12 protein-coding genes are annotated in these 18,605 nt (G+C 69.9%); 8 read left to right on the plus strand and 4 right to left on the minus strand.

The genetic code is table 11. The features are described 5' to 3' along the window. The first annotated feature begins 44 nt into the window (after positions 1–44). The 3 genes from AWC19_RS11035 (at position 45) to AWC19_RS11045 (ending at position 3,230) form a co-directional block, all read left to right on the plus strand. Positions 45–1,364 carry an FAD-binding oxidoreductase gene (locus AWC19_RS11035; protein ID WP_085078155.1) on the plus strand — a complete coding sequence of 440 codons (1,320 nt, stop codon included), beginning with the start codon at positions 45–47 and terminating at the stop codon, positions 1,362–1,364. Positions 1,365–1,428: 64 nt separating this feature from the next. Next, positions 1,429–2,655 carry a cytochrome P450 gene (locus tag AWC19_RS11040; RefSeq protein ID WP_085078116.1) on the plus strand — a complete coding sequence of 409 codons (1,227 nt, stop codon included), beginning with the start codon at positions 1,429–1,431 and terminating at the stop codon, positions 2,653–2,655. Further along, positions 2,655–3,230 (plus strand): TetR/AcrR family transcriptional regulator, encoded by a 576-nt coding sequence (locus tag AWC19_RS11045; protein WP_085078118.1) that lies wholly within the window; start codon positions 2,655–2,657, stop codon positions 3,228–3,230. The genes AWC19_RS11040 and AWC19_RS11045 overlap by 1 nt, the downstream gene beginning before the upstream one ends. Positions 3,231–3,248: 18 nt before the next feature. Here AWC19_RS11045 and AWC19_RS11050 read toward each other — a convergent pair whose 3' ends face one another. Together AWC19_RS11050 and AWC19_RS11055 are read right to left on the minus strand one after the other, a co-directional pair. Then, positions 3,249–4,391 (minus strand): acyltransferase family protein, encoded by a 1,143-nt coding sequence (locus AWC19_RS11050; protein ID WP_085078120.1) that lies wholly within the window; start codon positions 4,389–4,391, stop codon positions 3,249–3,251. Continuing rightward, on the minus strand, positions 4,388–6,061 hold the full coding sequence (locus AWC19_RS11055) for a DEAD/DEAH box helicase (RefSeq protein ID WP_085078122.1): 1,674 nt from the start codon (positions 6,059–6,061) through the stop codon (positions 4,388–4,390). Before AWC19_RS11055 ends, AWC19_RS11050 begins: the two co-directional genes overlap by 4 nt. 146 nt (positions 6,062–6,207) lie before the next feature. Here AWC19_RS11055 and AWC19_RS11060 point away from each other — a divergent pair, with 146 nt between their 5' ends. Then, positions 6,208–6,798, plus strand: a complete 591-nt coding sequence (locus AWC19_RS11060; RefSeq protein WP_085078124.1) for an LppP/LprE family lipoprotein — start codon at positions 6,208–6,210, stop codon at positions 6,796–6,798. Between the two features lie 9 nt (positions 6,799–6,807). On the opposite strand, the gene AWC19_RS11065 is transcribed toward AWC19_RS11060, so the two are convergent. Beyond that, a complete protein-coding gene (locus AWC19_RS11065; RefSeq protein ID WP_085078156.1) occupies positions 6,808–7,167 on the minus strand; it encodes a hypothetical protein in 360 nt (119 codons plus the stop codon). A 164-nt stretch (positions 7,168–7,331) separates the two neighbouring features. Between AWC19_RS11065 and AWC19_RS11070 the strand changes: the two genes are divergently transcribed. Next, positions 7,332–10,733 (plus strand): TM0106 family RecB-like putative nuclease, encoded by a 3,402-nt coding sequence (locus AWC19_RS11070; protein WP_085078125.1) that lies wholly within the window; start codon positions 7,332–7,334, stop codon positions 10,731–10,733. Here AWC19_RS11070 and AWC19_RS11075 read toward each other — a convergent pair. Then, positions 10,726–12,597: an MFS transporter gene (locus tag AWC19_RS11075; protein ID WP_085078127.1), complete on the minus strand. Its 1,872-nt coding sequence runs from the start codon at positions 12,595–12,597 to the stop codon at positions 10,726–10,728. The genes AWC19_RS11070 and AWC19_RS11075 overlap by 8 nt on opposite strands. 295 nt (positions 12,598–12,892) lie before the next feature. Here AWC19_RS11075 and AWC19_RS11080 point away from each other — a divergent pair, with 295 nt between their 5' ends. The 3 genes from AWC19_RS11080 to AWC19_RS11090 all read left to right on the plus strand — a co-directional run bounded on the left by AWC19_RS11080 (position 12,893) and on the right by AWC19_RS11090 (position 18,516). Then, complete coding sequence (locus tag AWC19_RS11080; RefSeq protein ID WP_085078128.1) at positions 12,893–13,654, plus strand: hypothetical protein; 762 nt, start codon at positions 12,893–12,895, stop codon at positions 13,652–13,654. Positions 13,655–13,830: 176 nt separating this feature from the next. Continuing rightward, the gene (locus AWC19_RS11085) at positions 13,831–17,553 is read left to right on the plus strand and encodes a multifunctional oxoglutarate decarboxylase/oxoglutarate dehydrogenase thiamine pyrophosphate-binding subunit/dihydrolipoyllysine-residue succinyltransferase subunit (protein ID WP_085078130.1); all 3,723 of its coding nucleotides are present in this window, start codon (positions 13,831–13,833) and stop codon (positions 17,551–17,553) included. 132 nt (positions 17,554–17,685) lie between these two features. Continuing rightward, positions 17,686–18,516: an SDR family NAD(P)-dependent oxidoreductase gene (locus tag AWC19_RS11090; protein WP_085078132.1), complete on the plus strand. Its 831-nt coding sequence runs from the start codon at positions 17,686–17,688 to the stop codon at positions 18,514–18,516. Positions 18,517–18,605 lie beyond the last annotated feature (89 nt).

Raw genomic sequence — 18,605 nt, forward strand, 5'->3', positions numbered from 1 at the left:
GCGTGGATGCGTTGGCCGAGCTGGTCGCCAAGCTGCCCGACGGCATGGTGGTCACCGACCCCGCCATCGTCGAGGGTTACCGGCAGGACCGCGCCTTCGACCCGTCGGCGGGCAAGCCGCTGGCCGTGGTCCGGCCGCGGCGCACCGAGGAGGTGCAGGCCGTGCTGCGGTGGGCCTCGGCCCATCGGGTGCCGGTGGTGACCCGCGGCGCCGGCAGTGGCCTGTCCGGCGGCGCGACCGCGTTGGACGGCGGCATCGTGCTGTCGACGGAAAAGATGCGCGACATTTCCGTCGACCCCGTCACCCGCACCGCGGTGTGCCAGCCGGGCCTGTTCAACGCGGAGGTGAAGAAGGCCGTCGCCGAGCACGGCCTGTGGTATCCACCCGACCCGTCGTCGTTCGAGATCTGCAGCATCGGGGGCAACATCGCCACCAACGCCGGCGGGTTGTGTTGCGTGAAATACGGCGTCACCACCGACTACGTGCTGGGCGTGCAGGTGGTGCTGGCCGACGGCACCGCGGTGCGGTTGGGCGGCCCGCGCCTCAAGGACGTCGCGGGGCTTTCGCTGACCAAGCTTTTCGTCGGCAGCGAGGGCACGCTGGGCGTCATCACGGAGGTGACGCTGCGGCTGCTGCCGGCGCAGAACTCGTCGAGCGTGGTGGTGGCCACCTTCGACTCGGTGTCCGCGGCCGTCGACGCGGTGCTGGGAGTCGTTGCGCGGCTGCGGCCCTCGATGCTGGAGTTCATGGATTCGGTGGCGATCAACGCCGTCGAGGACACCCTGCGCATGGACCTCGACCGCGGGGCGGCCGCGATGCTGGTGGCCGGCTCCGACGAACGCGGCCGGGCCGGCAGCCAGGACGCCGCGGTGATCGCGGAGGTGTTCGCGGAAACCGGTGCGACGGAAGTGTTTTCGACCGACGACCCCGACGAGGGCGAGGCCTTCGTCGCGGCCCGGCGGTTCTGCATCCCGGCGGTGGAGGCCAAGGGGTCGCTGCTGCTCGAGGACGTCGGGGTGCCGCTGCCCAAGCTGGGCGAGCTGGTGACGGGGATCGAGCGCATCGCTGACGAGCGCGACCTGATGATCTCGGTCATCGCGCACGCCGGCGACGGCAACACCCACCCGCTGATCGTCTACGACCCCGCCGACGCCGCGATGACCGAGCGGGCGCACCTGGCGTTCGGCGAGATCATGGACCTGGCCGTCGGCCTGGGCGGCACCATCACCGGCGAGCACGGCGTCGGCCGGCTCAAGCGGCCCTGGCTCGACGGGTATTTGGGCCCCGAGGCGATGGAGCTGAACCGGCGCATCAAGCAGGCGCTGGACCCGCTGGGCATCCTGAACCCGGGCGCGGCGATCTAATCCGCTGTTCGAGCGGGCGCTCATCCGGGTTGACACCCGTTCCTATATGTCGTACGAATGAGACATGACCGCTGCTGTGTCTCATGACGTGCCGGTGAGGTTCCAGCTCGCCACTGCCGAGACCTGGCCCAATCCGTGGCCGATGTATCGCGCGCTGCGCGATCACGACCCGGTGCACCACGTCGTCCCCGCCACCCGCCCCGAAGACGACTATTACGTGCTTTCCCGGCACGCCGACGTGTGGGCCGCCGCCCGCGACCACGAGACGTTCTCCTCCGCGCAAGGCCTGACCGTCAACTACGGCGAGCTGGACCTGATTGGGCTGCAGGACAATCCACCCTTTGTGATGCAGGACCCGCCGGTGCACACCGAGTTTCGCAAGCTGGTGTCGCGCGGGTTCACGCCGCGACAGGTGGAAGCCGTCGAGCCCAAGGTGCGCGAGTTCGTGGTGGAGCGCATCGAGGGGTTGCGCGCCGCCGGGGGTGGCGACATCGTCACCGAGCTGTTCAAGCCGCTGCCCTCGATGGTGGTCGCGCACTATCTCGGGGTGCCCGAGGAGGACCGGGTGCAGTTCGACGGCTGGACCCAGGCGATCGTCGCGGCCAACACGTCCGACGCCGGGATCGGTACCTCGCTGGACGCGGTCGGGTCGATGATGGCCTACTTCACCGCGCTGATCGAGCGGCGCCGCACCCAACCCGGGGACGACACGATCTCGCACCTGGTGGCCGCGGGCGTCGGCGCCGACGGCGACATCTCCGGGACGCTGTCGGTGCTCGCGTTCACCTTCACGATGGTCACCGGCGGCAACGACACCGTCACCGGAATGCTCGGCGGCTCAATGCCCCTGCTGCACCAGCGCCCCGACCAGCGGCGGCTGCTGGTCGACGATCCGGGGCTGATTCCCGACGCCGTCGAGGAGCTGTTGCGCCTGACGTCCCCGGTGCAGGGGCTGGCGCGCACGACCACCCGCGACGTGACCATCGGCGACACCACCGTCCCGGCCGGTCGCAAGGTGTTGCTGCTGTATGGGTCGGCCAACCGCGACGAACGCCAATACGGGCCGGACGCGGGCGAGCTCGACGTGCGGCGCTGCCCCCGCAACATCCTGACCTTCAGCCACGGCGCGCACCACTGCCTGGGCGCCGCGGCGGCCCGCATGCAGTCGCGGGTGGCGCTGACCGAATTGCTGGCCCGCTGCCCGGATTTCGAGGTCGACGAGGCCGGGATCGTCTGGTCAGGCGGCAGCTACGTGCGCCGGCCGCTGTCGGTGCCGATCCGGGTGGCCTGATGCCCGACTGGTTGGCCGCGAGCCGCGGCGAGGTGGCCGCGGACCGGATACTCGACGCGGCAGAGCGGCTCTACACCGAGCGCGACCAGGCATCGATCGGGATGAACGAGATCGCCAGTGCCGCAGGCTGTTCCCGGGCGACGCTGTACCGCTACTTCGAGAACCGGGAGGCGCTGCGCACCGCGTACGTGCACCGCGAGACGCACCGGCTCAGCCGCGCGATCGCCGAGCGGATCGCCGGCATCGACGACCCGCGGGAACGGCTGGTCGCGAGCATGCTCGCCACCTTGCGGATGGTTCGGGAAAGCCCCGCGCTGTCGTCGTGGTTCGCCGTCACCCGGCCGCCGATCGGCGGCGAGCTGGCGGGACACTCCGAGGTGATCACGGCGCTGGCCGCCGCGTTCCTCCGTTCGCTGGGCGCCGACGACCCCGCCGTCGTCGAGCGCCGGGCCCGCTGGGTGGTGCGGGTGATCACGTCGCTGCTGATGTACCCCGGCGAGGACGAGGCCGACGAGCGGGCGATGATCGAGGAGTTCGTCGTGCCGATCGTGACCCCGGTGTCCGCGCGCGGTTAGCCGTTTGGCGCTCGGCGCTCAGCCGTCCTTGACCCGGGTGAACCGGTGCAGCAGCCACGCGAGCGGAATAGTGATCACCAGCGTGGCGACGAACAGGTACAGCATCGATCCGGTGTAGACGTGGGCGCGCACGATGTACACCATCGCGAATTCCATGGTGATGAGGTGGATCAGGAAGATCTCGTAGGAGATCTCGCCCAGCCACACCATCGGCCGGCTGGCCAGCAGCCTCGAATACCAGCCCTGGTCGCCCATTCCCAGCGGCGCCACCGCCAGCGCCGCGATCACCGCGTAGAACATCGTCTTGACGACGGCCTCGCTCAGGGTGGCCGGCGACGTCGTGGGCGCGCCCGCGATCGGGGTGGACACGATGAAGTAGCAGACGATCGCCAGCGGTATTGCCATGAACGCGTAGCAGCGCACCCCCATCTCCGCGAGCACGGTTAGCGCCATGCCGCCCAGGAACCAGGCCAGGTAGGTGGGCAGCCACAGCCGGGCGCCGTCGGGGAACCAGTGATCGGTGTGCACCAGGACCAGCCAGGCCGGGCTGATCAGCGCCAACGCGGCCAGCGAGCCGAGCACCAGCCTGGGCCGCCATTGCCGCCGGGAGATGAGCACCAGCAGCAGGTAGGCCAACAGCGGCAGGGAGACATAGAAGGCGGCTTCGACGGCGAGGCTCCACATCTGGGTCAGGCCCTGATGAAGGTACTTGCCCAGGTAGCCGTTGCAGTAGATCTGGGTCAGCGTCAGGTTGCGCACCAGCCCCAGCCAGGTGTGCCCGGGGTTGGGGCCGGCCTCGCGGAAGTGGTACAGCACGTAGGCGAACAGCACGGTGACGACGTAGGCGGGCATGATGCGCCGAACCCGGTGGCGCGCATAGCGACCCAGCGACGGCGCCGGGCCGCCGGTGGCCGCCGCCTTCACCCAGGGGCGGAACAGCAAGAACCCCGACAGCACGAAAAAGATCGGCACGCCGATCTCCAGCCGGGCCCCGACCAGCCCCCAATAGCCGTGGGTGTACTTGCCGGTGGTGTACGCCGCGTGGGTGCCGACGACGAGCAGGGCGGCGACGGCGCGGATGCCGGTCAGCGACGCGACGCGGTCGACGTGGGAGGTCTGCTCGAGGCCGCCCTGGGCGTCTTGTTCCTCGGATAGCGTCATCCGGCGTGTCTCTTGCGAGGTTTTGCCTTCGCCGGCGACCGATCCGGCCGAAGGTCGATCAACACGCCCGAGATGCGGGTCTGCTCAAGCTTTTTCAGCGTCGACTTCGGCAGCTTGGCCGGCAGCTCCACCAGGGAGAAGTCCGGCCCGATGGCGATGTGGCCGAAATCGCTGCGGTGCAGGCCGCCCTCGTTGGCGATGGCGCCGACGATCGCTCCTGGGCCGATCCGGTGCCGCTTGCCCACCGAGACGCGGTAGGTGGCGAAGTCCCTTGGGAACCTTGATTTTTCGTGAGTTCGTTCGCGCCGCTCGGGGGGCGGTTCGGGGGCCATCAGAAACGCCTCGCCGTCGCGGGACTGCACCGCAAGCGCCGCGGCGATGTCGGCCATCGGGGCGTCGTGCTCGCGTTCGTAGTCCTCGACCAGCCTGCGAAACAGCTCGATTCCCGGGGCGCCGAGCGCGTCGGTGATGGAGTCGGCGAATTTGGCCACCCGCTGGGCGTTGACGTCCTCTACGCTGGGCAGCTCGGCCTCGGTGAGCGGTTGCCGCGTGGCCTTTTCGATCGCCTTGAGCAGGTGACGTTCCCGCGGGGACACGAACAACACCGCGGCCCCCGAACGCCCGGCCCGGCCCGTGCGCCCGATGCGGTGCACATAGGACTCGGTGTCGTGCGGGATGTCGTAGTTGACCACGTGCGATATCCGGTCCACGTCCAGCCCGCGCGCGGCCACGTCGGTGGCCACCAGGATGTCGACGCCTTTGGAGCCCCCCTCCTTGAGCGCGGCGACGGTCCGCTCCCGTTGGCCCTGCGGGATGTCGCCGTTGATGGCGGCCGCGGAAAACCCTCGGGCCCGTAGTTTTTCGGCGACCTCCTCGGTGGCCTGCTTGGTGCGCACGAAGACGATCATCGCCTCGAACGGCTCGACCTCCAGGATCCGGGTCAGCGCGTCCATCTTGCGCGGACCGGCGACCTGGATGTAGCGCTGCGAAATGTTCTCCGCGGTGGCGGTTTTGGCCTTGGCGGTGATCTCGACGGGATCGTGCAGGTACTTGGTGGTGAGCTTGCGGATCGGCGGCGGCATCGTCGCCGAGAACAGCGCAACCTGCTTGTATTCCGGGGTTTCGGACAGGATGCGCTCGACGTCCTCGGCGAAACCCATGGTGAGCATCTCGTCGGCCTCGTCGAGCACCAGGTAGTCGATGTGCGACAGGTCCAGCGTCCCGCGCTCCAGGTGGTCGATGACGCGCCCCGGCGTGCCGACCACCACCTGCGCGCCGCGCCGCAGCCCGGCCAGCTGCACGCCGTAGGACGAGCCGCCGTAGATCGGCAGCACGTGGATCTTGGGCAGGTGTGTGCCGTAGCGGCTGAACGCCTCGGCCACCTGCAGCGCCAGCTCGCGGGTGGGCGCGAGCACCAGGGCCTGGGTCGCGGTGCTCTTGGCGTCGATTCTGGACAGGATCGGGATCGCGAAGGCCGCGGTCTTGCCGGTGCCGGTCTGGGCGAGTCCGACCACGTCGGATCCGGCCATCAGCGGCGGGATCGTCGCGGCCTGGATGGCGGTCGGGGTCTCGTAGCCGACGTCGTCGAGCGCCCGCAGGACGGCAGGGTGAATCTGCAGGTCGGCAAACGCGGGAGAGGCAGCCTCGGGCGGGCCGTCCGGGAGGGTCATCAGGACAAGAAGTCTAGTGGCGAAGGCGAGGCCGGTCGCGATCGGCGCGGGGTGGGCCTCAACCCCAGGTCGCCGGCCCGGCATTGAGGGCCCCGCGCGCGACGCAGCCGCGCCCTGCCACACCCGCGGGGCCGATCGCGGTACGGTTGCGCGATGTGTGCTCGCTACCCTGCCGCGCGCTGAGCGGCGTGGCCGTCCTCGCATCGGCGTCCCTCGCGTTGTCCGGGTGCGGTTCGGGCGACTCCACCGTCGCCAAGACGCCCCAGGCGACGACGACGGCGACCGCGTCGATCACCGCGCCGGCCACCCCGATCCCCACGTCCGGCCTCGCCGCCCCGCCCAGCGTCCCCTCGGATCCGTGCGCGACCAACCTGACCTCCCCCACCATCGCCAAGGTGGTCTCCGAGCTGCCCCGCGACCCGCGCAGTCAGCAGCCGTGGAACCCCGAACCGCTGGCCGGCAACTACAACCAGTGCGCCCAGCTGTCGGCGGTGATCATCAAGGCCAACACCAACGCCGTGAACCCGACGACGCGAGCGGTGCTGTTCCACCTCGGCCAGTTCATCCCGCAGGGGGTCCCCGACACCTACGGGTTCAACGGCATCGACGCGTCGCAAACCACCGGCGACACGGTGGCGCTGACGTCCCCCAGCGGCATCAACGGCCTGACTACCACCGTGAAGTTCCGGTGGAACGGCAGCGGGGTCGAGCTGATCGGCAACAAGCCGGGCGCGTGAGGCGGGCCTTCAGCCGTTGACAACCAGCGGAAGGGAAACGGTTCCCGGGCCGCCGGTGACCACGATCACCCAGCGGCCGTCGAAGGGCAGCCTGGCCGCGACAGGGAATAACGCGAACCCGATCTCGGAGCTGACGGCGGCTTCGGGCACCTCGTAAGTGATGTGCCGCGGCTCGTCGCCCGAGGGGGGCCGGATCGCCACGTCGATCCGCCGGTCCGGGGCGCCGGTCTCGGTCTGGATCAGCACCACGAGCACGAATCTGGCCGACCGGTCCGCCCCGACGAGATATCTGTACAGCACGCCGCCGGCGACGTTAAGTTTGTTGTCGACCACCGAGGCTGCTTCGGCAAGAAAGGCCCCCGTAACGATCACCAAACCGAAGCTACCACTTTGGTTGATCTGCATGAGATTTCACCGTTGCAGGCTGGCCGAATTCCAACAAACCGCGAATACGGCCGTTTTCGACGATCCGCGCGGCGGGGTCGGCTCCGGGGTCGTCTGGAGTGTCGGTCGGCCGGCCTACAGTTGCTGCTGTGTTCGTCGCAGGCGACAGCATCGTCTACAGCGCATCGGATCTCGCGGCCGCCGCGCGCTGTGAGTACGCCCTGCTTCGGGACTTCGACGCCAAACTGGGCCGGGGCCCCGCGGTCGCCGTCGAGGACGAGTTGCTCGCCCGCACGTCCGCGCTGGGCACCGAGCACGAGCGCCGCCGGCTCGACCGCTTGCGCGACGAGTTCGGCGACGGGGTCGCGATCATCGGCCGCCCCGCCTACACGCTGGACGGGTTGACGGCCGCCGCCGAGGCGACCCGGCGTGCCGTCGCCGACCGCGCGCCGGTGGTGTATCAGGCCGCCATGTTCGACGGCCGTTTCGTCGGCTTCGCCGACTTCCTGATCCTCGACGGCGAGCGGTACCGCGTCACCGACACCAAGCTGGCACGCTCGCCCAAGGTCACCGCGTTGCTGCAGCTGGCGGCCTACGCCGACGCGCTGGCCGCCTCCGGCGTGCCGGTCGCACCGGAAGCCGAGCTGGAGCTCGGCGACGGCGCGAAAGTGCACTACCGCGTCGGCGACCTGGTCCCGGTCTACCGTTCCCAGCGCGCGCTGCTGCAGCGGCTGCTCGACGAGCACTACGCCGCGGGCGCCCCCGTCCGTTGGGCCGACGAGGGCGTGGCGGCGTGCCTGCGCTGTCCCCTGTGCACCGAGCAGCTGCGCGCCGCCGACGACCTCCTGCTGGTCGCCGGCATGCGAATCACCCAGCGCGACAAGCTCGTCGACGCCGGGATCGGCACCGTCGCCGAATTGGCCGGCCATACCGGGCCGGTGCCCGACCTCGCGCCAAGCGCGCTGCACAAATTGACAGCCCAGGCCAAACTCCAAGTGCGCCAACGCGACAGCGGCGTCCCGCAATACGAGATCGTCGATCCGCAGCCCCTGACGCTGCTGCCCGAGCCGGATCCCGGCGACCTGTTCTTCGACTTCGAGGGCGACCCGCTGTGGACCGCCGACGGCCACGACTGGGGCCTGGAATACCTCTTCGGCGTCCTGGAGGCAACCGGGAAGTTTCACCCGCTGTGGGCGCACGACCGGGTCGACGAACGCAAGGCGCTCACCGACTTCCTGGCGATGGTGAAAAAGCGTCGCAGGCGCCGCCCGAACATGCACGTCTACCACTACGCCCCATACGAAAAGACCGCGCTGCTGCGGCTGGCCGGGCGGTACGGGGTCGGCGAGGACGACGTCGACGAACTGCTGCGCAGCGGCACGCTGGTCGACCTGTACCCGTTGGTGCGCAAGAGCATTCGCGTGGGATCGGAGTCGTTCAGCCTCAAGGCGCTCGAGCCGCTGTACATGGGCGCGCGGTTGCGCGCCGGCGACGTCACCACGGCCGCCGAATCGATGAACTCCTACGCCCGCTTCTGCGAGCTGCGCGCCGCCGGCCGGCTCGACGACGCCGCCTCGGTGCTCAAGGAGATCGAGGACTACAACCACTACGACTGCACCTCGACGCAGGAGCTGCGCAACTGGCTGATGCTACGCGCCTACGAAGCCGGCGTCATACCCGTTGGCGCCCAGCCGGTTCGGGAAGGCAACACCGTCGACGACCGTGACCAGCTGGCGCTGACTTTGGCGGCGTTCACCGGCGACGCGGGCGTCGGCCAGCGCACGCCCGAGCAGACGGCGGTGGCGCTGGTGTCCGCGGCGCGCGGCTACCACCGGCGCGAGGACAAGCCGTTCTGGTGGGCCCATTTCGACCGGTTGAACTTTCCCGTCGACGAATGGGCCGACGACACCGACGTGTTCCTCGCCGACAGCGCGTCGGTCGGCGACGACTGGCACGTCCCGCCCCGCGCGCGCAAGCCGCGCCGCACGGTACGGCTCCGCGGCGAGCTGGCCCGCGGCGACCTGACGACGAGCGTGTTCGCGCTCTACGAGCCCCCGGCCCCGCCGGGCATGACCGACAGCCCCGACCGGCGGGCGGCCGGCCGGGCCGAGGTGATCGCGGTCGACGACCCGGCGGTGCCCACCGAGGTGGTCATCGTCGAGCGAGTCGGCGCCGACGGCAACACCTTTGAGCAGCTGCCGTTCGCGCTCACGCCCGGCCCGCCGGTGCCGACCGCGGCGCTGCGGGAGTCGATCGAGGCGACCGCGGCGACGGTCGCGGACGGGTTGCCGGCGCTGCCGCGCACCGCCGCGATCGACATCCTGCTGCGCCGCGCGCCGCGCACCCGCAGCGGCGCACCACTGCCCCGCACCGCCGACACCGTCGCCGACATCACCGCGGCGGCGCTGGATCTGGACTCGTCCTATCTGGCGGTGCACGGTCCGCCGGGGACCGGCAAGACGCACACCGCCGCCCGGGTGATCGGGCGGCTGGTCGCCGCGCATGGCTGGCGCGTCGGCGTGGTGGCGCAATCGCACGCCACCGTGGAGAACCTGCTGGACTGCGTGATCGACGCCGGCCTGGACCCGTCGCGCGTGGCCAAGAAGCGCTACGACCGCCACGCGCCGCGCTGGCAGCAGATCGACGGCGGCGAGTACGCGGCGTTCATCGCGAACACGCGAGGCTGTGTAATCGGCGGCACCGCATGGGATTTCGCAAACACCAGCCGGGTCCCGCCGGGCAGCCTGGATCTGCTGGTGATCGACGAGGCGGGCCAGTTCTGCCTGGCCAACACGATCGCGGTGGCGCCGGCCGCCGCCAACCTGTTGCTGCTCGGCGACCCCCAGCAGCTGCCGCAGGTCAGCCAGGGCACCCACCCGGAGCCGGTCGACACCTCCGCGCTGGACTGGCTGGTGGACGGCCGGCGCACGCTGCCCGACGAGCGTGGCTACTTCCTCGACCTGTCCTACCGCATGCACCCAGCGGTCTGCGCCGCCGTCTCGGCCCTGGCCTACGAGGGACGCCTGCATTCCCACGACTGCACCGCCGCGCGCCGCCTCGACGGCCATCCGCCCGGCGTCCGGGTGGTTTCCGTTGAGCACCAAGGCAATTCCGTGGAAAGCCCGGAGGAGGCCGACGCGATCGCCGCCGAGATCGGGCGACTGCTGGGCCGGTCGTGGACCGACGAGCACGGCACCCGGCCGCTGACCGCCGGCGACGTGCTGGTGCTGGCGCCCTACAACGCCCAGGTGACGCTGGTGCGCCGGCGGTTGAGCGAGGCCGGCCTCGGCTCGGTTCGGGTCGGGACGGTCGACAAGTTCCAGGGCGGGCAGGCGCCGGTGGTCTTCGTGTCGATGACGGCCTCGTCGGTCGACGTGGTGCCGCGGGGAATCTCGTTTCTGCTCAACAGGAATCGGCTCAACGTCGCGGTGAGCCGGGCGCAGTACGCCGCGGTGATCGTGCACTCTCGGCTGCTGACCGAATACCTGCCGGCGACGCCGGCCGGCCTGATCGATTTGGGGGCGTTCCTGGCGCTGACGCGACCTACCTAGAGTGCCGGCCGTAGCTGCTGGGATCGTCGTCGGGATCGGAACGGTGGCGGTGCCGCGCCGACGGCCCTGCCACCGGGCGCAGACGCTTGCCGGCGTCGATGTGAAAGCCGTTGTGCGCGAATCCGATCGGCGCTCCGGGCGAAACCCGGTCGCCCAGCGGTCCGCGCCAGGGGTCGGGGCGCGGCGGGCGCGGGCGGGCCACGGGCTCGGGGGCCGGCGCGGTTACGGGCGCCGATTGGTCCTCCGGCTCACGCGCCAGCAGGAGTTCGACGTAGTCATCGTCGTCGCCGTAGACATCGGCGACGTCGCCGTCGTCGGGAATGCCGCCGCCCGGCAACGCCGCGCGCGGGAACCCGAGCAACCAGAGCGCGGCGATGATCCCGAACAACGCGATGAAGGCCGGCAACAGCACCGACTGTGACATCGCGGCCGAAAACGGTTCGCGCAAAAACTCGGGCAGTTGCACGACGACACCGGCCTCGTCCGCCGACTCGCCGGGCCGTTGCGCCGGCATCTCGGCGCCGATCCGCGACGTCATGAACGCGGCCATGCCGGCGCTGCCCAGCACCGCGCCGAGCTGGCGGACCGAGTTGTAGACGGCCGAGCCGGCGCCGGCCAGCCGCGGCGGCAGGTTGCGGCTGGCGGTGGCCGTCAGCGGCGACCACGCGAACGCCATCCCGGCGCCGATCACCACGAACGGCAATACCAGCCGCCAGATCGGCGTGCCGGGCGCCATCTCGAGCGCGAGCCACGTCAGCCCCGTCGCCAGCAGCGAGAACCCCAAACCGAGCACGGGCCCGGGATGGCATCGGTCGACGGTCCGGCCGGCGAACGGCGCGAGCACACCGCTGGCGACCGCCATCGGCGCGATGAGCAGCGCCGAGCGCGTCGGCGACAGCCCGCAAACCGCCTGGGCGTAGAAGGGCAGCGGCACCATCATCGCCGTCGCCGCGAACGACACGACGGCGACCCCGACGTTGCACACGGTGAAGTCGCGGTCGCGGAAGATGTTTAGCGGGATCAGCGGCTCGTTTCGGTTCACGGCCTGCCAGGAGGCGAAGGCGTACATGAATCCGACCCCGGCGACGATCAGCGCCCAGATCCACGGCTGCCAGTGGGCGGCCGGCCCCTGCTGCAAGCCGAAGACGATCAGGAACGTGCCGACGCCGGACAACGCGACGCCGACCAGGTCCAGCCGGTGCATTTGGGTGGGCAGCGCCGGGATGAGCCACACGGCCAGCGCCACCCCGATGATCCCGATCGGGATGTTGATGAAGAAGATCCACTGCCAGCCGAGCGCGTCGACCAGCGCGCCGCCGGCCAGCGGCCCCACCAGGGTGGCCACGCCCGCGGTGGCGCCCCACACGCTGGCGGCGACCCCGCGCCGCTGAGCCGGGAACGTCCGCGTGATCACCGACAGCGTCTGCGGGGTGAGCACCCCGGCGCCGATGCCCTGCACGACGCGGGCGGCGATCAGCATGGCGACGCTGCCGCACAGCCCGCACCACAGCGAGGCGGCGGTGAATATCACCAGCCCCAGCAGATAGAGGTTCCTGGGGCCGAACCGGTCGCCGAGCCGCCCGGCGACCAGCAGCACCACGGCATACCCCAGCAGGTAGGCGCTGGTCACCCAGACCACGGCGTCGTAGCCGGCGTGCAGGCCGGCCTTGAGGGTCGGGTTGGCGATGGCGACGATGGTCGAGTCGACCATGATCATGAAGAAGCCGATCATCATCGCCCAGAGCGCGTTCCACGGGTTGCCGTGCTGCGAGGTCCCGCCGAGGTTCCCGCGGTTCTGGAGGCCCCCGCGGCCGGGGCGAGCGCGCCGGGATCCCCCGGGCGACCGTGGCGCCGCCGTGGTCATCCCACCACCCCGCTTCAGCTCCCCACAGGAACGTCTGAACGTCTGTCCGGTCGGCCTGCCCACACCCGACGAGCGGCCCGAATCGTCACCGACCTGTCTTAGCCTGCATTATGGCCGGTGAGCCGATGAGGTGCCCGGGGCGGCGAGGCGATGCCAGTCGAGGCCAGTCGGGGCCTACCCGGGGCCTACTCGGGGCCACTCGGGGCCGGTCTGGCCGGGTTCCGCGGCGGGCGGGTTAGCCTGGAAGCACCTTTTTTCGCGAAAAGAGGCCAGGACCGGCAACAGGATGAGCGACATGTGGGCCCGACGGGGAAAAGCTTTACCGGCGTCTGAGGACCAGGCGGCCGCCGCGGGCGGCCGGCCCAAGGCGTCCGCGCGGGCGTTGGCGCAGGTCATCGAGCGGAGCTCGCGCGTGCAGGGCCCGGCGGCCGAGGCCTACGTGTCCCGGCTGCGGCACGCGCACCCGGGCGCCCGTCCGGCGGAGATCGCCGCCAAGCTGGAAAAGCGCTACCTGTCGGTGGTCACGGCCAGCGGCGTCGCGGTGGGCGCGGCCGCGACCATCCCCGGGATCGGGACGCTGAGCGCGCTGTCCGCGGCCGCGGCCGAAACCGTGGCGTTCCTCGAGGCCACCGCGCTGTTCGTGCTGGCGCTCGCGGTGGTCCACGGCATCCCCGCCGACCACCGGGAACGGCGCCGCGCGCTGGTGCTGTCGGTGCTGGCCGGCGACAACAGCAAGCACGCCGTCGCCGAGCTGGTCGGGCCCGGCCGCACCAACGGCGGCTGGATCTCGGAGAGCGTGGCCACGCTGCCGCTGTCGTCGATGTCGCGACTGAACCAGCGGCTGCTCAAGTCGTGGGTCAAGCGGTACACCGTGCGCCGCGGCGCGCTGCTCTTCGGCAAGCTGCTTCCGGTCGGCGTCGGCGCGCTCGTCGGCGCCATCGGCAACTACCTGGCGGGCAAGAAGATCGTCCGCAACGCCCGCCGGGCGTTCGGCCCCGCGCCGGCGCGGTGGCCCAGCCCGCTGCGGCTGTTGCCCCCGGTCCACGAAGCCGGCTAGCAGCCGCGGTCACACCCGGTTGCGCTCGCGGATCACCGGCAAAAGGTTAGCCTTAGTGGGGCGGAAAGTTCGAGACCCGCCGCGCGTGTGAGGTGCCCCACCCTCTGGGGCGCAGAAAGTCGCGGGCGCCGCGCAAAAGCGCTTGCACAGCAGAGGAATTGAGGCGAACAGCGGCCGTGAGCAACATCAGTTCACCATTCGGCCAAAACGAGTGGCTGGTCGAGGAGATGTACCGCAAGTTCCGCGACGACCCGTCGTCGGTGGATCCCAGCTGGCACGAGTTCCTGGTCGACTACAACCCTGAGCCGGCGTCGGACGCGGCGCCCGCCTCGACGACCCCCGGCGACGGACTGGCCGCCGCCCCCGGCGACGGACTTCCCCCCGCCGCCCCCGCACCCAAGGCGGCGCCGCCGGCAAAGCCCGCGGGAGGCAACGGCGCGGCGACCGCGACCGCGCCCGCGCCGGCGGCGCCCGCCAAGGCCGCCACTCCCCCGCCGGCGGACGGCGACGAGGTCCAGGTGCTGCGCGGAGCCGCCGCGGCCGTGGTCAAGAACATGTCCGCGTCGCTGGACGTCCCGACGGCCACCAGCGTCCGCGCCGTTCCGGCCAAGCTGCTGATCGACAACCGAATCGTCATCAACAACCAGCTCAAGCGCACCCGCGGCGGCAAGATCTCCTTCACCCACCTGCTCGGCTACGCGCTGGTGCAGGCGGTCAAGCAGTTCCCCAACATGAACCGCCACTACGCCGAGGTGGACGGCAAGCCCACCTCGGTGACCCCGGCCCACATCAACCTGGGCCTGGCCATCGACCTGCAGGGCAAGGACGGCAAGCGCTCGTTGGTGGTGGCCGGCATCAAGCGCTGCGAGACCATGCGCTTCGCGCAGTTCGTCACCGCCTACGAAGACATCGTCCGGCGCGCCCGCGACGGCAAGCTGACGGCGGAAGACTTTGCGGGCGTGACGATTTCGTTGACCAACCCGGGCACCATCGGAACCGTGCACTCGGTGCCCCGGCTGATGGCCGGCCAGGGCGCCATCATCGGCGTCGGTGCCATGGAATACCCCGCCGAATACCAGGGCGCCAGCGAGGAGCGCATCGCCGAGCTAGGCATCGGCAAGCTGATCACCCTGACGTCGACCTACGACCACCGCATCATCCAGGGCGCCGAATCCGGCGACTTTTTGCGGGTCATCCACGAGATGCTGCTCTCGGACGGCTTCTGGGACGAGATCTTCCGCGAGCTGTCCATCCCGTACGTGCCGGTGCGCTGGAGCACCGACAACCCCGACTCGATCGTCGTTAAGAACGCCCGGGTCATGGAATTGATTGCGGCCTACCGCAACCGGGGTCACCTGATGGCCGACATCGACCCGCTGCGGCTGGATGGAACGCGGTTCCGCAGCCACCCCGACCTCGACGTGCAAACCCACGGGCTGACGCTGTGGGACCTCGACCGCGTGTTCAAGGTCAACGGCTTCGCCGGCTGCGAATACAAGAAGCTGCGCGACGTGCTGGGGCTGCTGCGCGACGCCTACTGCCGCCACATCGGCGTGGAGTACACCCACATCCTCGAGCCCGAGCAGCAGGAGTGGCTGCAGCAGCGGATCGAGACCAAGCACGTCAAACCGACCGTCGCCGAACAGAAATACATCCTGAGCCGGCTGAACGCCGCCGAGGCATTCGAGACCTTCCTGCAGACCAAATACGTTGGCCAGAAACGCTTTTCGCTTGAGGGCGCCGAGAGCGTGATTCCGATGATGGACGCGGCGATCGACCAGTGCGCCGAGCACGGCCTCGACGAGGTCGTCATCGCGATGCCACACCGCGGCCGGCTCAACGTGCTGGCCAACATCGTCGGCAAGCCGTACTCGCAAATATTTTCCGAGTTCGAGGGCAACCTGAACCCGTCACAGGCGCACGGCTCCGGCGATGTCAAGTACCACCTCGGCGCCACCGGCGTTTACCTACAGATGTTCGGCGACAACGACATTCAGGTGTCGCTGACCGCCAACCCGTCGCACCTGGAGGCCGTCGACCCGGTGCTGGAGGGCCTGGTGCGCGCCAAGCAGGACCTGCTGGACCGCGGCGCCGAGGACCGGGGCGACGAGAAGGCCTTCTCCGTGGTGCCGATGATGCTGCACGGCGACGCCGCGTTCGCCGGGCAGGGCGTGGTCGCCGAGACGCTGAACCTGGCCAACCTGCCCGGGTACCGCGTCGGCGGCACGATCCACATCATCGTCAACAACCAGATCGGCTTCACCACCGCGCCGGAGTACTCGCGGTCCAGCGAGTACTGCACCGACGTGGCGAAAATGGTTGGGGCCCCGATCTTCCACGTCAACGGCGACGACCCGGAAGCCTGCGTGTGGGTGGCCAAGCTGGCCGTCGACTTCCGCCAGCGGTTCAAGAAGGACGTCGTCATCGACATGCTGTGCTACCGGCGCCGCGGCCACAACGAGGGTGACGACCCGTCGATGACCAACCCGTACATGTACGACGTCGTCGACACCAAGCGCGGGGCCCGCAAGAGCTACACCGAGGCGCTGATCGGCCGCGGCGACATCTCGCTGAAGGAGGCCGAGGACGCGCTGCGCGACTACCAGGGCCAGTTGGAGCGGGTGTTCAACGAGGTCCGCGAGCTGGAGAAGCACGGGGTCCAGCCCAGCGAATCGATCGAGGAGGACCAGATGGTGCCGGCCGGGCTGGCCACGGCGGTGGACAAGTCGCTGCTGGCCCGCATCGGCGACGCGTTCCTGGCGCTGCCCGAAGGTTTCACCGCGCACCCGCGGGTGCTGCCGGTGCTCGAAAGACGCCGGGAGATGGCCTACGAGGGCAAGATCGACTGGGCCTTCGCCGAATTGCTGGCGCTCGGCTCGCTGGTGGCCGAGGGCAAGCTGGTGCGGTTGACCGGGCAGGACACCCGCCGCGGCACCTTCTCCCAGCGGCATTCGGTGATCATCGACCGCCACACCGGCCAGGAGTTCACCCCGCTGCAGTTGCTGGCGACCAACCCCGACGGCACGCCGACCGGCGGCAGGTTCCTGGTCTACGACTCGCCGCTGTCGGAGTACGCCGCCGTCGGCTTCGAGTACGGCTACACCGTCGGCAATCCCGACGCGCTGGTGCTGTGGGAGGCGCAGTTCGGCGACTTCGTCAACGGCGCGCAGTCGATCATCGACGAGTTCATCAGCTCCGGTGAGGCCAAGTGGGGCCAGCTGTCCAACGTGGTGCTGCTGCTGCCGCACGGCCACGAAGGCCAGGGCCCTGACCACACGTCCGGGCGCATCGAGCGCTTTTTGCAGCTGTGGGCCGAGGGTTCGATGACCATCGCGATGCCCTCGACGCCGTCCAACTACTTCCACCTGTTGCGGCGGCACGCCCTCGACGGGGTCCAGCGCCCGCTGATCGTGTTCACGCCGAAGTCGATGCTGCGCAACAAGGCTGCCGTCAGCGACATCAAGGACTTCACCGAGATCAAGTTCCGCTCGGTGCTCGAGGAGCCCACCTACGAGGACGGCATCGGCGACCGCGGCAAGGTCCGGCGAATCCTGTTGACCAGCGGGAAGATCTACTACGAGCTGGCGGCGCGCAAGGCCAAGGACAACCGCGACGACGTCGCGATCGTGCGCATCGAACAGCTCGCCCCGCTGCCCAAGCGCCGGCTCAACGAGACGCTGGACCGCTACCCGAGCGTCGAGGAATTCTTCTGGGTGCAGGAGGAGCCGGCCAACCAGGGCGCGTGGCCGCGGTTCGGACTCGAGCTGCCGGAATTGTTGCCCGACAAGCTGACCGGGCTCAAGCGCATCTCGCGGCGGGCGATGTCGGCGCCGTCGTCGGGCTCGTCGAAGGTGCACGCCGTCGAGCAGCAGGAAATCCTCGACACGGCGTTCGCCTAGATCGCACGTCGCGCTGGCCGTCGTTTTGCGCGCACGCCGGTTGTTCTGATGGCCCCGCCGAGGTCCGTGTAGGGCGTACCGCGGGTACCGGCTAGCCTCGATGCAACGAGCCAACCGACAGAGAGGGTGCTCATGCAGGGGTTCGCCGGGAAAGTCGCCGTGGTTACGGGCGCCGGTTCGGGTATCGGGCAGGCGCTGGCCATAGAGCTGGGCCGCTCGGGCGCCAAGGTGGCGATCAGCGACGTCGACCTCGAGGGGCTGGGGCACACCGAGGAGCAGCTGAAGACCATCAATGCGCCGGTCAAGGCCGACCGGCTGGACGTGACCGAGCGCGAGGCGTTCCTGGCCTACGCCGACGCGGTCAACGAGCACTTCGGCAAGGTCAATCAGATCTACAACAACGCCGGCATCGCCTTCACCGGAGACATCGAGGTCAGCGCGTTCAAGGACATCGAACGGGTGATGGACGTCGACTTCTGGGGCGTCGTGAACGGCACCAAGGCGTTTCTCCCGCACGTGATCGCCTCCGGGGACGGCCACATCATCAACATCTCGAGCGTGTTCGGGCTGTTCTCGGTGCCGGGACAGGCGGCCTACAACTCGGCCAAGTTCGCCGTCCGGGGCTTCAGCGAGGCCCTGCGCCAGGAGATGATCCTGGCCCGCCGGCCGGTGGCCGTCACGACGGTGCACCCCGGCGGCATCAAGACCGCGATCGCGCGCAACGCCACCGCCGCCGAAGGCCTCGACCGGGACCAGTTGGCCAAGCTGTTCGACAAGCGGCTCGCCAAGACCAGCCCGGAGCGGGCCGCCCAGGTCATTCTCGACGCCGTCCGCAAGAAGCGGGCCCGGGTTCTGGTCGGCACGGACGCCAAAATCCTCGACGTGATGGTGCGCCTCGCCGGGCCCTACTATCAGCAGCTGTTCGGCCCCGTCATCGGCCGGATCATGGGCCCCAAGGCCTGAATCGGGTGCGGCGCCCCGCCGCGCCTGCGCCCGGCGCGGGTGCGAGTCGCTGACGGTGTCTCTAGGCGCACTCTCGATGGCCTACGCGG

Source organism: Mycobacterium palustre (assembly GCF_002101785.1).
Lineage (GTDB): Bacteria > Actinomycetota > Actinomycetes > Mycobacteriales > Mycobacteriaceae > Mycobacterium > Mycobacterium palustre.

What these genes read in the sequence shown, in the direction of transcription:
- AWC19_RS11035 (WP_085078155.1), top strand. Translation starts at nt 45, where the DNA reads ATGGTGGTCACCGACCCCGCCATCGTCGAGGGTTACCGGCAGGACCGC.
- AWC19_RS11040 (WP_085078116.1), top strand. Translation starts at nt 1,429, where the DNA reads ATGACCGCTGCTGTGTCTCATGACGTGCCGGTGAGGTTCCAGCTCGCC.
- AWC19_RS11045 (WP_085078118.1), top strand. Translation starts at nt 2,655, where the DNA reads ATGCCCGACTGGTTGGCCGCGAGCCGCGGCGAGGTGGCCGCGGACCGG.
- AWC19_RS11050 (WP_085078120.1), bottom strand. Translation starts at nt 4,391, where the DNA reads ATGACGCTATCCGAGGAACAAGACGCCCAGGGCGGCCTCGAGCAGACC.
- AWC19_RS11055 (WP_085078122.1), bottom strand. Translation starts at nt 6,061, where the DNA reads ATGACCCTCCCGGACGGCCCGCCCGAGGCTGCCTCTCCCGCGTTTGCC.
- AWC19_RS11075 (WP_085078127.1), bottom strand. Translation starts at nt 12,597, where the DNA reads ATGACCACGGCGGCGCCACGGTCGCCCGGGGGATCCCGGCGCGCTCGC.
- AWC19_RS11080 (WP_085078128.1), top strand. Translation starts at nt 12,893, where the DNA reads ATGTGGGCCCGACGGGGAAAAGCTTTACCGGCGTCTGAGGACCAGGCG.
- AWC19_RS11090 (WP_085078132.1), top strand. Translation starts at nt 17,686, where the DNA reads ATGCAGGGGTTCGCCGGGAAAGTCGCCGTGGTTACGGGCGCCGGTTCG.